The 15,450-nt window shown below is 30.6% G+C and carries 14 protein-coding genes; 7 read left to right on the forward strand and 7 right to left on the reverse strand.

From position 1 onward, the window contains the following. Nucleotides 1-46 precede the first annotated feature (46 nt). Nucleotides 47-598: a CYTH domain-containing protein gene (locus ACWVCY_RS07460; protein WP_455141651.1), complete on the forward strand. Its 552-nt coding sequence runs from the start codon at nucleotides 47-49 to the stop codon at nucleotides 596-598. Here ACWVCY_RS07460 and ACWVCY_RS07465 read toward each other — a convergent pair. Continuing rightward, nucleotides 550-849, reverse strand: a complete 300-nt coding sequence (locus tag ACWVCY_RS07465) for an RNA repair domain-containing protein (RefSeq protein ID WP_455141653.1) — start codon at nucleotides 847-849, stop codon at nucleotides 550-552. The genes ACWVCY_RS07460 and ACWVCY_RS07465 overlap by 49 nt on opposite strands. Before the next feature lie 694 nt (nucleotides 850-1,543). On the opposite strand from ACWVCY_RS07465, the gene ACWVCY_RS07470 reads away from it, so the two are divergent. Beyond that, a complete protein-coding gene (locus ACWVCY_RS07470) occupies nucleotides 1,544-2,941 on the forward strand; it encodes an ASKHA domain-containing protein (protein WP_455141655.1) in 1,398 nt (465 codons plus the stop codon). A gap of 20 nt (nucleotides 2,942-2,961) precedes the next feature. Here ACWVCY_RS07470 and ACWVCY_RS07475 read toward each other — a convergent pair whose 3' ends face one another. Further along, nucleotides 2,962-4,320: an FAD-dependent oxidoreductase gene (locus ACWVCY_RS07475; RefSeq protein WP_455141657.1), complete on the reverse strand. Its 1,359-nt coding sequence runs from the start codon at nucleotides 4,318-4,320 to the stop codon at nucleotides 2,962-2,964. A gap of 117 nt (nucleotides 4,321-4,437) precedes the next feature. Here ACWVCY_RS07475 and ACWVCY_RS07480 point away from each other — a divergent pair, with 117 nt between their 5' ends. From ACWVCY_RS07480 to ACWVCY_RS07495, 4 genes are all read left to right on the forward strand, one after another. Then, nucleotides 4,438-5,160 carry an SDR family oxidoreductase gene (locus ACWVCY_RS07480; protein ID WP_455141659.1) on the forward strand — a complete coding sequence of 241 codons (723 nt, stop codon included), beginning with the start codon at nucleotides 4,438-4,440 and terminating at the stop codon, nucleotides 5,158-5,160. Between the two features lie 141 nt (nucleotides 5,161-5,301). Beyond that, nucleotides 5,302-7,122 (forward strand): ABC transporter ATP-binding protein, encoded by a 1,821-nt coding sequence (locus ACWVCY_RS07485; protein ID WP_455141661.1) that lies wholly within the window; start codon nucleotides 5,302-5,304, stop codon nucleotides 7,120-7,122. 4 nt (nucleotides 7,123-7,126) lie between these two features. After that, a complete protein-coding gene (locus tag ACWVCY_RS07490; protein WP_455141663.1) occupies nucleotides 7,127-8,965 on the forward strand; it encodes an ABC transporter ATP-binding protein in 1,839 nt (612 codons plus the stop codon). Between the two features lie 225 nt (nucleotides 8,966-9,190). Then, nucleotides 9,191-9,481, forward strand: coding sequence for a hypothetical protein (locus tag ACWVCY_RS07495; protein WP_455141665.1), 291 nt, complete (start codon nucleotides 9,191-9,193; stop codon nucleotides 9,479-9,481). A gap of 75 nt (nucleotides 9,482-9,556) precedes the next feature. Here ACWVCY_RS07495 and ACWVCY_RS07500 read toward each other — a convergent pair whose 3' ends face one another. The 4 genes from ACWVCY_RS07500 to ACWVCY_RS07515 all read right to left on the reverse strand — a co-directional run bounded on the left by ACWVCY_RS07500 (nucleotide 9,557) and on the right by ACWVCY_RS07515 (nucleotide 12,811). Further along, nucleotides 9,557-10,270, reverse strand: a complete 714-nt coding sequence (locus ACWVCY_RS07500; protein ID WP_455141667.1) for an alanine--tRNA ligase-related protein — start codon at nucleotides 10,268-10,270, stop codon at nucleotides 9,557-9,559. 89 nt (nucleotides 10,271-10,359) lie between these two features. Then, on the reverse strand, nucleotides 10,360-10,881 hold the full coding sequence (locus ACWVCY_RS07505; protein ID WP_455141669.1) for a hypothetical protein: 522 nt from the start codon (nucleotides 10,879-10,881) through the stop codon (nucleotides 10,360-10,362). 117 nt (nucleotides 10,882-10,998) lie between these two features. Next, the gene (locus ACWVCY_RS07510; RefSeq protein ID WP_455141670.1) at nucleotides 10,999-11,460 is read right to left on the reverse strand and encodes a metal-dependent hydrolase; all 462 of its coding nucleotides are present in this window, start codon (nucleotides 11,458-11,460) and stop codon (nucleotides 10,999-11,001) included. Between the two features lie 262 nt (nucleotides 11,461-11,722). Beyond that, on the reverse strand, nucleotides 11,723-12,811 hold the full coding sequence (locus ACWVCY_RS07515) for a CAP domain-containing protein (RefSeq protein ID WP_455141672.1): 1,089 nt from the start codon (nucleotides 12,809-12,811) through the stop codon (nucleotides 11,723-11,725). A 528-nt stretch (nucleotides 12,812-13,339) separates the two neighbouring features. On the opposite strand from ACWVCY_RS07515, the gene ACWVCY_RS07520 reads away from it, so the two are divergent. After that, nucleotides 13,340-15,082, forward strand: coding sequence for an Eco57I restriction-modification methylase domain-containing protein (locus ACWVCY_RS07520; RefSeq protein ID WP_455141674.1), 1,743 nt, complete (start codon nucleotides 13,340-13,342; stop codon nucleotides 15,080-15,082). A 4-nt stretch (nucleotides 15,083-15,086) separates the two neighbouring features. On the opposite strand, the gene ACWVCY_RS07525 is transcribed toward ACWVCY_RS07520, so the two are convergent. Then, on the reverse strand, nucleotides 15,087-15,425 hold the full coding sequence (locus ACWVCY_RS07525) for a cupin domain-containing protein (RefSeq protein ID WP_455141676.1): 339 nt from the start codon (nucleotides 15,423-15,425) through the stop codon (nucleotides 15,087-15,089). Between the last annotated feature and the right edge of the window lie 25 nt (nucleotides 15,426-15,450).

Raw genomic sequence — 15,450 nt, forward strand, 5'->3', positions numbered from 1 at the left:
TAAATTTATTTTAAAGAAAACCTAAAAACTATATTGATTGATAAAAATGAGTCATATTAATATCGAATTTAAAGCAAAGTGTCCAAACTCTAAAAAACACGAAGAAATCAGACACTATCTTGAAATGAAAGGTGCTGAATTTAAGGGGATAGATCATCAAAGAGATATATATTTCAAAGTCCGAAAAGGAAGATTAAAATTAAGAAGAGGAAATATTGAATCATCTTTAATATATTATGAACGAGAGAATATTAAAGATCCAAAATCATCAAATATTATTCTCTACCATGTTGATAAAAGTTCACAGGATACGTTAGAGAAATTATTATTAAAAATATTTGATGTTCTTGTAGTAGTGGAGAAGAAACGAGCCATTTATTTTCTAGAGAATGTAAAATTCCATATTGATTCAGTAAATAATCTTGGGTTATTCATTGAAGTTGAAGCTATTGATATTGATGGATCATTGGGAGTAGAAAAAATTCGTGAACAGTGTGATCAATATCTAGAATTGTTCAATATTGATCCAAGTAATTTAATTAAGGTTTCCTATTCTGATCTCTTATTAGCGAAAGATTCAATAAATTTGCACGAATGATTTTTTGAATCCTTTGGATATCCACAGTTTGAGCAAAAATTTGGTCGTGTATATACTACTTTACCTTTTTGTTTAATTTGTGAAATTCGATGAAGAGGAATATGATCCTCTTGTTGTTTTACTAGGAATTCTGTAAAGGAGATTTCGATATAATTTGATATCTCACGGTATACTAAAGAATATTCATGTGGATTTTCATTTCCATGAATTATCTTCGAGAACCATTCACGGATTTCACCTTTTTTAGGCATATGTATTCAATGAGAAAAGGAAATTTTAAATCTTTTTGGAGAATAGAAGGGGATGATGGCAGGTCTTTTCATCCCCTTTGATGTATAGCACTAGCAATCTTGGGTATTGAAATGAATATGAGAAAATTGATCAGCATACTTTGATTTCAATGCCTTGATTGCTAAGCTCAAACGGGATTTTGATGCTTATATATGCTCGGAATGAGGCAAGCCTAGGTATCAATATTTTGATAAATCTATTATATGACCTTAAGAGACACAGAAGGGATATACTATACCGTATGTTTTTATTAAAAATCTGAATAAAGAGATTAAATTTGAGCTCACAGGAAGGAATCTACTTCAGATTCTAAATCAGAATGAAGATAAACCTCTAATCACATCATTATGCAATGGAAAAGGAATTTGTGGGAAATGCCGAGTAGAATTCTTAAAGCCAGTTGAATTAGCTCCCTTTACTGAACAAGAAAGAAAAATTATAATTCCAGAGAATCTAGGCAAGATTAGATTAGCTTGTCAAATAATTTTAAAAAGTAACGCAGAGCTTTTAATTCTGGATTTAATAAATCAAAAAGATAGTTTATTTAAAAGTATTGACAGTTATAAAAATTTCTTGCTCAAATATCATTTTAATCCAAGAATGATACAAATTGAAGTTAATCCTCAGATTTATAATGAAAAAGAGGATTCTTCTTTGTTTTTTTCAACAAATTTATCGAAAACGGTAAAACAAACTATTTTAAACAGGTTAAAAACTATTAGAGATAAACAATTAATAGAAAAATTATTTTTTATAATTGATCAAGAAAACGACAAGATAATAGACATTTCTCCAAAAAAATACTTCCTAGCTGGAGTAGTTATTGATTTAGGTACCACATCAATTGTTTTAACATTAATAAATCTTGATAATGGTCAAATTATTAGTTCTGAATCAATCTTAAACCCCCAAACTAAGTATGGAAGAGACATAATCTCACGGATGTCATATTCAATGCTTAGTCTCCAACATCAGTCAGAATTGCAAAATTTAGTACTTGATGAAATATTCGAATTATTGAAACATCGCGTTAAAAAAGAAAAACTTAATCCAGATAACATACTAGAAATAATAGTCGTAGGAAATACTGTAATGCATCACATCATTAATTCTCTTCCACTATTTAAATTAGCAAAATCACCATTTTTGCCTGTAACTGTAGATATGATCTCAAAACAACTTGAAAACTTTACTGAAAACATTAAATGGAAAATTTTTAAGAATACTGTTATCACTTTTCCTCCATTAATAGGAGGGTTCATTGGATCAGATGCTGTGGCTGATATTCTGTATCTAGACCTAAGAAACTTAGGTGGAATACATCTCCTGATAGACTTTGGTACAAATTCAGAAATTATTCTTGTAAAAGATAGAAAAATCTATGTTGCTTCAGTTGCTGCAGGAGGAGCTTTTGAAGGACAGCACATTTCTTGTGGAATGAGAGGAATAGATGGAGCTATTGAAAGGTTCACAATTCATGATTCTAAATTTTATTTTCAGACTATTAAATCAGAGAAACCCAAAGGAATTTGTGGTTCAGGAATTATAGATGTTTTAGCTCAACTATTAATCTATGGTTATTTAGATGAACGAGGACGACTATTTGACCAATCTTCAAATAAGATCGAAAGATTAGTTCTTGTAGATAAAGAAGACAGTTATGCAAAAAAAGAGATTTTTTTATCTCGAAAAGATATTGAAGAAATCCAAAAGGCCAAAGCAGCAACGATGACAGCAATTCGTATATTATTAGATTATCTTCATATAAAATTAAAGGATTTGACCAATATCCATATCGCTGGGGTTTTTGGTTCAAACCTAAACCTTGGAAATGCAAAAAGAATTGGATTACTTCCAAACATCATGACTGAAAAAATGATAATTCATGGCAATATCGCTGAAAAAGGAGCTAGGTCTTATTTATTGTCATTGAGGGCTAGGCAGGAAGCTGAAACTATTGTCAGATGTGTAGAAAAGATAGAACTAACTAATTTCCCAAATTTCCAGGTCTATTTTGCTGAAGAACTCTTTTTTCCTAATTATAAAGATTAAATTAATGATAAATCCATAGTTCACGTACATTTTTTTCTGGCAATGTTAGCAGCAATTAAAATTGGATCCCAAACAGAACTAAAAGGAGGAGCATAGGCAAGATCTAGTTTTTGAAGATCTCTGATAGTCATTTTACATGCTAGGGCAGTAGCTAATGTATCTATCTTTTTAGCACCCATGGGACTTGGCGCGGTTATCTCAGCACCAAGTAATCGATGTGTTTTAGTACAAAAAACTAAAAGAACTGACATCTTAGTTGCACCAGGGTAATAATGAGCAATCTCATTATTCTCAATTAAAACATAATCCGCTTGGTATCCTAATTCTTTTGCTTCTTCCAAAGTGATTCCTGTTCTTCCACAATACAAATCTAATACTTTAAATATGGCCGTTCCGTACACTCCACTAAATGGATCTAGATCAGGAGTCCCAGCAATATGTGAACCTGCGATTCTTCCTTGCTTGTTTGCTGTTGGGGCTAAAGGTATAAATACAGGTTTTTCCAGAATGTTATGATATGAAGCAACACAGTCGCCTGCTGCATATACATTAGGAATATTAGTACGCATAAATTCATCCGTAATTATTGCTCCATTAGGTAGTAATTTTAACTGAGAATTTTTGAAAATATCAGTATTCGGGACAACTCCAATAGAAATTTGAACAAGATCAGTATTCATGCTTTTCCCATCTTGGAAATTAACTTTTATCTTTTCTTCTGAGATCCTATCTAAAGATTTTACCCGTTGATTTAGCATTAAGTTAATTCTATATTTTTCAGCGACATTTATGATGTAATCCTGTGATTCTGAATTAAAGACAAGCTGTGGGCTAATTACTGTTATATTTGATCCTTCTATGCTATTAGCTAGATAAGCTTCTAACATCTCTAATCCAATATATCCTCCACCAATAATTACCACAGATTTTATTTGGTGCGATTTTAGAAAATTCTTCAACCTTTTAGCGTCATATAGCGTATGTACTTTAAATACTCTAGGATGATCAATATCTAATCCTTTAACTAGTTTAGCTATGGCACCCGTTGCTATAACTAAATAATCGTACTTACTATAAAAACTCTTATCTGAATCCTTGTCATAAATCGCACACTTTTTTTTCTGAAAATCAACTGAAATTACTTCATGATTAATAAATACAGGAATTTTTCTTTTTTTCTCTAAATCATCCTTTGTGAGAGTTATTAAGTTATCTAGAGATTTCACTTTATCTGAAACATAGTAAGGAATCCCACAGGCCCCGTAAGAAACAAATTTATCCTTTTCATAAACACAAATTTCCCAATCTGCATGCTCACGACGAATTGCACTAGCTGCGGAGAGCGCAGCAGGATTTCCACCTATTAACAAAACTTTCATTCTCTACTTCATCCATATTTTGAAAACGATATTTATAGGAGTAAGCTTTTCTTACATTTAAAAATTTCGTTTAAATATTGAACGAGGAATAATTTTATAACAAATGGTGAAATTAAATTGAATCTTCAAGATAAAGTAGCAATCATTACTGGAGCATCAAAAGGAATTGGAAAAGAAATTAGCTTGAAGTTTGGAGAAAGTGGTATCAAACTTGTATTAGCTGCTCGTAATAAAGCATTACTTACTAACTTAAAAAATGAAATTGAATCGAAATTTACTACAGAAGTGTTAATAATTCCTACTGATATTACAAAAGAAAATCAAGTCACCAATATGGTGAATAAAACTATTGAAAAATTCAAAAAGATAGATATTTTAATAAATAATGCTGGAGTAGGTCGATTTTCACGAATTGATCAGTTTTCCATTGAGGATTATAATTTTATAATGGATGTCAATGTAAAAGGTGTTTTTTTAACCACTAAGTATGTAGTTCCTCATATGATTAGAAGAGAATCAGGTCACATTATAAACATTAGTAGTATAGCTGGAAAAAATGGTTTCAAGACAGGTACCCTCTACTCAGCATCTAAACATGCCATTCAAGGATTCACTTGGTCTTTACGTGAAGATTTGAAAGAATATAAAATTAAGGTGACGGCAATCTGTCCTGGTAGTGTTTTAACAAGTTTTGGAGGAAAAAGTCCAGATTATGTTGAATGGAGTATACAACCCGAGGACATTGCTCATGCATGTCATTATCTTGTAACCGAATCTGACTTTGTAAATACAGCAGAATTAATTATTAAACCTCGATTTAATCCTAGGAAAATCCAATAGTTTTAACCCCCCTTTTTTTCAATAATTGATTTAATTATTTTTAAGAAAAAGCAGATTCGTATTAATTCTATCGAATTTTTCAATATATAAGAAATTTTTCGCTTTCTATCTAGAAATAATGGCAGTAGGAAGAATTATTAGATGTATAATGTCCAGAATAGAAAAAAAGAATATTCAGCTGAAGCTTATGACGAATTTTCTGATGTTAGAAGTAAGGGTTCTAAGTATTGGATTATTTTTCATTTATTACATGGCTCAAATAAAATTATTGTTCTTTGGATATTTATAGGAACCATTCTTAATTCTATTCTATCTTCAAGTCTGATGGTAGTTATTGGTTATACTATTGACAACTTAAATAAAGGAATAATCTCAAATCTTTTCAGAAACACCTTATTGGTACTCGTAATAGGATTAGGATCACCTATACTGAGTTTAATTAATAGTTTAATTCGAGAAACACTCGCTCAACGAATGGAAAGGGATACTCGACATGAATTTTACTCCAATTTATTGGGAAAAAGCCAAAGTTTTCACGATAGGCAACAAATAGGAGACATTATGGCAAGAACCACTAATGATGTTCGAATGCTTAATTTCTTGGTTTCTCCTGCGATTTCGTTAATATTTGAGTCATTTACTGGTCTGATAACACCATTATTATTTATTTTTTTCCTTTACCCTAAAGAACTCCTCTTTGCACCAATACTATTCATTATTTTATTCATAATTACCTTAAGACGATATTTAAAGCAACTTGGTCCAGTTACAGATAAATTACGTAATGAATTTGGCAAAATGAATGCACATCTTAATGAAACCTTAACAGGAATCGAGGTTGTTAAAGGATCCTCCACTGAGGAAGGAGAAATTAAGAAATATCTGAAGAATGCTATAGGATATCGAGATGCCTTTGTAGAGCAGGGGTTGATTCAAGCAAAATATATTCCACTTTTACTAGTCGCTTTGGTAGTAACTATAGGATTAGGCCATTCTATTCGCCTAAATATGCTAGGAATTATGGAAATCGGTCAAATAATCGCATATGTAGGATTATTAGGAAATTTTCGCTTTCCCACATTTATCTCACTTTGGTCCTTTGCACTAGTAAGATTAGCTATTTCAGGAGCTGATCGTTTATTAGAAATCATGAATGATGAATCTGATATTGATGAGAATTTATCAGGCATTGAAAAGGAAATTTCTGGTGAAATTAGATTTAATAATGTTAACTTCACTTATCCAGGAGCTTCCCAACCAATTCTCCGTAATATTAATTTCTCAATAAAAGCAGGTCAAACAATTGCAATTTGTGGTACAACAGGATCTGGAAAGACAACTTTAACAAAGCTTATTTCACGACTATATGATGTAGAAATAGGAGAAATCATAATTGATGGAATTAATATTAAGAATTTTAATTTACAAAGCCTGAGATCCCAAATTTCATATATTGAACAAGATATCTTTTTATTTTCATCTTCAATATTAGATAATATTACATTTGGAAAAACTAGCTCCTTAGAAGATGTAATAGATGTTGCTAAAGAAGCACAAGCGCATGAATTTATTTCTAAACTCCCAAATGGCTATTATTCAGAGATAGGGGAGAGAGGTGTTCAACTTAGTGGAGGAGAACGACAACGAATAGCAATAGCTCGTGCTTTTCTTTCTGATCCAAAAATTCTAATTTTAGATGATAGTACGAGTGCTATTGACTCAGAAACAGAAGATAAAATACAAAATGCTATTTCAAATATTTTAAAAGGACGAACAACTTTTTTAATAACTCATCGTCTATCCCAAATTCGATGGGCAGACCTAATTCTAGTAATGAAGCGAGGAGAGGTTATTGCTCAAGGTTCTCACGAATATCTTATTAGAAATTGTGAAGAATATCGCAAAATTTTTGTAAAACGTTTTGATTTAACCGAAGAACAGATTATCAGAAATACAAGGTGATTTTATGGGTTTTGGATTAGGTTTAGCTGCTGAAGAGTACGATAGAAAATACAAAGATATCGACCTTTTAAGGCGGATAACAGTTTATTTCAAGGGATATCACAAAGAAATGGTAATCGTTATTGCTTTTTTAACCTTATACTCGCTATCGAATTCATTTGTCCCTGTTTTAACTCGTGAAGTACTTAATTACATTGAAGACTCATCTGGAAATGTTATTTGGATTGCATTTTCAATTTTACTCATATTTTTAATGAATTTTATTGCTTGGATTTCTAATTATTTTCGTCAAAAATATTCAGCTATTGTAATTGGAGACGTTGTACTAAATATCCGTCAAGATGTAAATAGAGCAGTTCTAAAACATGACTTATCATTCTTTGACAAATATCCAACAGGAAAAATCGTTTCTAGAATTAACACAGATAGTCGTGACTTTGGTCAGACAGCTTCTTTACTTGTTCAGACATTTGGGTCTTTTTTAGTTGTTATAATAATGTTATTATTTTTAATCATCTTAAACATCCAATTAACATTAATAATTTTTGGAATGGTTCCATTTATATTTCTAGTTGCTTTATCTTTTCGAAAAATCGCACGAAAAAGAACTTTAGAAGGTCAAAGAGCTCTTGCCACTGTGAATAGCTATGTTCAAGAGACAATATCTGGAATACAGATAGCTAAAACTTTTAGACAAGAAAAAAAGCTTTATACCGGATTTATAGGAGTAAATGATCAATCCTATCTAGCTAATTTGAAGCGAGCATATGTTTTTAATTTTATTTTTCCAACTTTAAGTATTATTCAAGGTATAGCATTTGGATTAATAATCTGGTTCGGTGGAATGACCACTTATAATAGTGAAATTAAAATTGGAGATTTATACTTATTTCTTCAAAGTTTAATTCTCTTTTTCTTCCCTCTATTCTCAATTGCTTCTTTTTGGCCTTCTTTTCAGGCAGGGTTAGCTGCTTCAGAACGAATTTTCGCTCTTATTGATACTCCTCCTCTAGTTTTACAAGAAAATAACCGAATTAATAAATTAAAAGGAGAAATCGACATTAAGAATCTAGATTTCTCATATACAGAAGGAACTTCATTTGATAAGACACGAATAAATGTTTTTAAAGATTTTTCCTTGAAGATAGCACCTGGAGAATCAATCGCTATTGTTGGTCATACTGGGGCTGGTAAGTCGAGTATTGCTAAATTATTAGCTAGATTTTACGAGTTTCAAGATGGGGAAATATTAATTGATGGGATCTCTATACGTGATTTCGATCTAAAGAAGTATCGTATGCAAATAGGTATTATCCCTCAAATTCCTTTTCTCTGGAATGATACATTGGAGAATAATATCAAATATGGCAGACCGAACGCCACTGAAAAAGAAGTATTATGGGCTTTGGAAAATGCAGGTGGATCCGATTGGATGGAGGACTTACCTCACGGTATTAAAACTAATATTCGTGAAAGAGGTTCTTTACTTTCCATGGGTCAACGACAATTGGTTGTTTTTGCTAGAACTTTACTTGAAAATCCCTCAATATTAATACTCGATGAAGCCACAGCATCAGTTGATCCTTTTACTGAGACACGAATACAAGAAGCATTGGAAAAAACAATCAAAGGAAGAACATCTATTATTATTGCGCATAGATTATGGACTGTCAGACATGTTGACCGAATTGTTGTTCTTGATAAAGGGAAAATTGTTGAACAAGGAAATCATGATGATTTAATGGCTAAAAAAGGATATTATTCAACGTTATATGATACATATTTTCGTCATCAATCTTTAGACTACATCTATCAAATTCGGGAAGAAGTTCCGGATAATTGAATTAGTAAATATCAACATCCCAAACGAATAAAAATTTTGTTTGTATGTTCAATGATTTTACCATTATCTCTCATATAAAAAAGCAATAAGTTGCATTTATATTCATTTTTTTATAGTTTAATACTAGTATTTCATTTATATTTCTGAAGATATGAAAGAATTGAAAATTAAGCCACACAATTGGAGTAAAGGAACTATTAGAGCTATTAGTGAACAAATAAAGAAATGATCCTTCATCCTTATTGCGCTCCAGATAATTATTCTAATACTATGAGATCGATAGGTAATGGCCTAATTAAAGGTACAATAAACGGAATTCTGAGTGCTGAGGAGCAATTAGTCATGTTACGGCTTATTACTACTGTTGATTCATATAGTGAACACAATCTCAATATTACCATAATAGACAATCGTTCACTATTCACTAGATTAAAAACTTGGTATAAACATCGAACTACAGACACACCATTCGTGGTCATTGGAAATCAGTGTATCAAAGGAACTCCGTCTATATAAGAACTCAGAAAAGTTATTAATAGCTATAATTAGAGTCTATTATTAATTGAACGAATTATTATGGATAACTTCAAGTTAAATTGCTTCTAGGTTGAAATAAAGACGACGGTTATCTTTCCCTTTATTAACTAATTTACGGATGGAGATTCTACCAATCTCTTTAAGCGATTTCACATGGCACCCACCATCGGGTTGACGGTCAAAGTTTTTAATATCAACAATCCTTACATTTTTGATCTGCTTAGGAAGCCCCATGCTAAGCTTAAGAAGGTCCGGATCATTATCAACCTGAGAGCGATCAAGATAATAAACCTCAACAGGATAATCTTTTTGAATAATTCGATTACTTAGATTCACTTGTTCTTCAATTAATGACCGATCAAAATTTACAAGATTGAAATCGATTCTACCATGGTCAATATTAATTTCATTTCCAGTTATTTTTGCATTTAGATTCTTGTAAAATGCTCCACTTATGACATGAGCTGCTGTATGATAACGCATTAATTTGTACCGACGTTCCCAATCAAGAACTCCAGTAACCTTATCACCTGCATTTAAACCTTCTTTATCCACTTCATGAGAAATTTTTCCGCCAAATTTACCTGCATAGACAACTGCATAACTATCCGAGCCTCGAATGATTTTTCCTTCATCATTTGCTACTCCACCTGATTTGGGGTAAAAAGCAGTCCGATTAAGAACAATAAATTTTCCCTCTTTTACTGATACCACTTCTGCTTCAAAATTTTTTAGAAACATATCATCTAGATATAATTCATCCGCCATAAGAAACCTCACCAGAATGATTTGAACTTATTAAACCAAATACATAAAATTACTCCTTAAGGATCATATAATCAAAATTCTGTAATCTATTAACGTGGCTTAATATGAAATGGTGAGAAACCAGGACACTCCCATGATGGAGAAAAGGAACAATCATTACATTCATCCATAACATTCTTACCAAAAACCCTTTTTAACCCAATACCTGTATATAATCCTATTCCCAACAGAAATTGTAACAATCCGATAAAAATATTTGAAGCCTTGAAAATAGAAATCAATCCTACCACAACTCCAACTCCTAAAAAAAAACGATAAAGAAAACGTAAACCTTTTTGAGTTGTATTGAAAATGGGAAATCGAAATAATCGAAATATAGTTGGTAAATATAATATTATTGCTATAATAACTAATTCCTCCCAGTTAAATCTGTTTAAGTATATAAAGATGATCAAAAGAAACCCGATAAAAAATGCAAAGTAAAATGCAGTACAACCTAGACAGAAAGAAAACCCTCTAATACGAATGGTATGATTTCTATATTGCCAGCATAATGGATGGTGAGAAAGGGAGAGCTTTAGAAATCCTTTTAGCCTTAACTTACTCAGCAACATTGTTCATCTTAATTTCTATGATTCATTACTTTAATAAAACGAATAAATTTCTATATAATTATTATTCTCTGATCTATTATTATCCATTATTATTTAAGCTTAATCTTTGGTTTTTTAGACAAATTGAGGTACAGGTAATAGAATTAAGACTACACCTAGGATTCTAAAGATTAAATTTCCCCAAAAAGAATCCCATTTTAGAAAACCCTTTATTTTTATACCTAATATATAAATCCCCGCATAATTAAAGGAATCAACAAAAGAATGGGCAAATAAAGCCCCGAATACAGATCCTATTAGGAAAATGAGAATAGTTTCGAATATTCCTATAGTTGTCAAGAAAAAAAGAGGAATTAAAGGTAATCCAATCAATAAATTATGGCTTAGCTTCCCACGATGAGGATCAATTTGATTAAAGGTTACATTAGCTATTGTTTGATCTTTATCTGGTAATCGTGAAAAGAATGGAGAAACTATAAAAACTCCTAAAAACCATAAGATAAAAGGAACCTTGAAAAAATAAAAAAAAATACTTACAAATCCCATTCCGAAAAGAACATGAGTAAGACCTTTCATTATTAAATCTGAGCTACTAATGGAACACTAGTTGAAAAGTCTATCGATTAACAAACTACTAAAGTCATCAAATCCTACATCTGATAATTTAATCAGAATAGAAAAAACTACGAAATAATTGAAAAATATTTTATTGAAAAGAACCATTGATTATTAATTAATCCTTCATTATTATCAAAATCTTAAGATTAGGGGGAGAATCAAGGAATAGGAGTTTAAATGATCGTAAAAAGCCTCTTTTAAAAAGTTAGGATAATCAATATCACTCTATCTGTTTTCTGCGAGTCTGAATTAAATAAAAAAATGTGAAAAATAAAAGAGATAATGAAATAAAATTAGTCGTTTCATTTGTTGTCTCTCGAATTGTTTCAGATGGTTTTGAAATATCATTACTGCTAGTAATTGTTAAAGAAGAAGTTGTCGAATATTTTTCAGTAGTTGTCAAACAAGTGGAGGTTGTCGAATGATTTTCTTCTCCAGAACGAAAATCGATTTTTATATTTTCACCTATAGTTGATACATCAACATATTTAGTTATTGATGTTGATAAGTCACCACCAGATACAGTAAGAGCAATAGTTCCATTTAGGGTGATGGGAATAGCATATCCACCAGAGCTACTAGTTAATGTCCAATAATCACCTTTATCTGGCATGATTTGTACTCCCCCTAATCCTTCCCCTATATCATAAAAATCATTTTCATTTGTATCATTATATATTACCCCTAAAAGATAAAGAGTATTAGATCTCCCATATAGTATATCACAATAGTAATTTTGATAATTTCCAATTCCAATCTCATTTCCTCTAGTGTTCGATGTTACTCCTAAAATAAATTCACGATGATACGGCTCTCCAAATGTTTCCCAACCTGCATCTTCCATTAACATTCTGAAAAGTAAAACGGGATTAAAAAAGCTAGCAACTGATTCTCCAAAAACAAATCCAGTATAATTAAAAAATGATGCTCTATCCTGAAAATTAGATCCATCAACGGAATGCCCAAGCATACCTAATTCATACATAATAGCAGAATAATTATCAGCAGTTTCACAAAGATTTTTCTGCATTGCTAAAGGCGGTTGAGGAGTTATATTAACTGGAATCCCATCTTGAAGATCTAATTCTAAACGGAGCGCTTCAGCATTTGGATCTTTTCTTGCACGATTATGGAGCTCGAGCATATACTGTTCTTCTGCTGTTGGGTTTCCATGATCATAAAAAATAGTGGGTGTATTTTCAAATAATTTATTTGTTCTTCTAATCGAAATTGAATTAGTCTGTGGAGAATAAAATCTCAGACAGATAGAAACAACCAGAACCATACAGAAAAATAAATTTCTTTTCATTTAATCTCAACCAGAATAATTTTCATGTTTGAGGATATTCTTTGGATGTGATTCATATCCCTTAAATTAAAAAACTTTGCATATTATTGTTGCTTTATTAAAAAAGAAGATCCTTTTATTACATTTAATTATTAAATTTATTTTATGAAGTATAAACGAATTAATTTTGTGAAACTAAATGTAAAATCATGAATTTGGGTTCATATAATACCATGACTACTAAAAGAAATATAAAAAATGTTAAAAAGTGATAATAAATTTCAAAAAATATTCTACAAATTCAAAATCTTTAGGAAAAGAATATGCTTTCTAGAAATCCTTCACATCAATGATATATTTTAAAAGGTAAATAAAATTACGAGTTCAATAAAATTGTGCTACTTGTCAATAATCTATCATAATCAGTAACCTTGTTTATTATTTTGCTTGTTTTCAAGCTTACATTAAGCAAAAGATCAGCTTAACATATTTAAACAAATTTTCCAAATTAAACAAACATCTTCTTCATAAAAAATAGGGATATTTAATATGAATTTAACTAGACAACAAAGAAGGAATCTAGGTGAATTTTATACTCCTAAATCAATATCCAACAAATTAACGAAAAGAACAATAATTCAATATATTCTCTCACAGTTAAATCAGACTTTATATGATTATAATAACTTAGATCAAGTGATTTATCACACATTAGAAGAATCACCAGAAATTATGGAAAATATAATCACAAATCTAAAGATTTTAGATTGTTCAACTGGAAATGGCAGGTTTTTGCAGAGTTCTCTTGAAATTTTAGCAGATCTATTAACACATTCCCACAAAAAATCAGTCTCTAATAAAAAAAACTTTAAGGAGTCTATTTCTTTCCAAATTTTGAAAAATAATTTGTATGGTATTGACATCAATCAAAAAGCTGTTTCTGAATGTATAATTAATCTCCTAAAAAATATTAATCAAAATTATCGGGTTGAATTAAAGAAAATATTAAGTCGTAATATTCTTATAGGTAATTTTCTAGATCTTTCTCTTCAGGATTTTGAAACTTTATATTCTGATGATAAGTTTCAAATAATTTTGGGTAATCCTCCTTGGGGAAGTAAGTTGAGTTATCAGGATAAGATTAAATATCACCAAATTTTCCCTCTTCAGAGCTCTAAACGGAATCTGAATATATTTGAACTATTTATCTATCAAAGTACTAAATTAATTGATAGTAAAAATAGAGGAATGTTAGCTCTTCTTCTTCCTAAAAATTTTGCTAGATCAAACCAATATACTCATGTAAGGAAATTCCTCTTGGATAATTACCAAATTTTAAATATAAATTTTTATGGGCTCTTTGAAAATGTTACTCAAGAATTTATTTCTTTAACAGCTCGTTATGGACACAGCGTGAACCAAGAGCATAAAATTTTGGTAGATAACAAGAATAAGATTGATCAATCAATTTATTATGAAAATTATGATTATATATTTACCCAGAACTATAATTCTAACGTTCAACAGACTTTAACTAGAATCAAAGAAAATTCCAGTCCATTGAGTAAATATATGACTATAAAGAGAGGAGAAGAGTTATCAAAACGGGGAGAAGTGATGTACTGTCCTAATTGTCAAAGCTGGGTTCAAAAATCAAGTCGAAAGAGAAGAATTATTTGTCCAGCGTGTCAGATAGTAATAGAAGAAAAAAATCTTGAAATACAATTTCTGATAAAAAATACATTTAATGAGATCCAAAACCAACCTATTTTAACAGGTGACGACTTTGAGGCATTTTTTATTAGGAACTCTCACTTTATTGATCCCTCTGTGCATTTTAGAAGTAAGAAAGATCCTAAGATATACTTCTCCCCAAAATTAGTTCTTCAGAAAATTAAAAGATATCCTTGTGCAGCTTTAGACATGAAAAGTGTTTGGACAACCCAAAATGTCTACATTTTACGATTGAAACCAGAATATGAGATTAATACTGATTTACTCTTTTATATCCTATCAATACTTAATTCAATCCTATATAAATGGTTTTATGAGACACAATTTAACCTTGGCTCTAATTTTACAAATGCTATCTCGATTTCAAATCTAAAAAGACTTCCAATTAAGAATCCAGACCCTGAAAATAAAATATATAGATCAATAGTTTTTAAAACAAAATTATTCCTTCAAAATATTTCAGCTGATAAAAGACACATCCTAGATGAGATAAATAAACATATCTTAGAGTATTATGGTTGTAAAACTTTTCCTCCTATAGGGAATCTGCATTATTGACTTTTTATTTTCTAATTTTGTATCGTTTCGCATCATCAAAGAAATCCATTGCCAAAACTCTTGTATGAAATTCCGCTTGGTGAATTTTACCCTCAGGAATGAAATAAGTCTCTCCCTTTGAATAATTTTTCTTTTTGCCGTCAACTGTTAATGACATTTCTCCTTCTAAAACCAAACCAAACTGTGTTGAATGACTATGTGGAGGTATCTTTCCAGTGGAATTTTTTTCGAAAAATACAATTTGAAAATTCTCACCTTGGGCAACCCATCCTTTAATTCCATGAATTGGGATATCCGCCTCTGGTAATCTTGTTATTACCTCAGGAAAATGCGTTTTATTCATATAATTCACTTCTATTCAATATTTA

Source organism: Candidatus Hodarchaeum mangrovi, assembly GCF_975850365.1.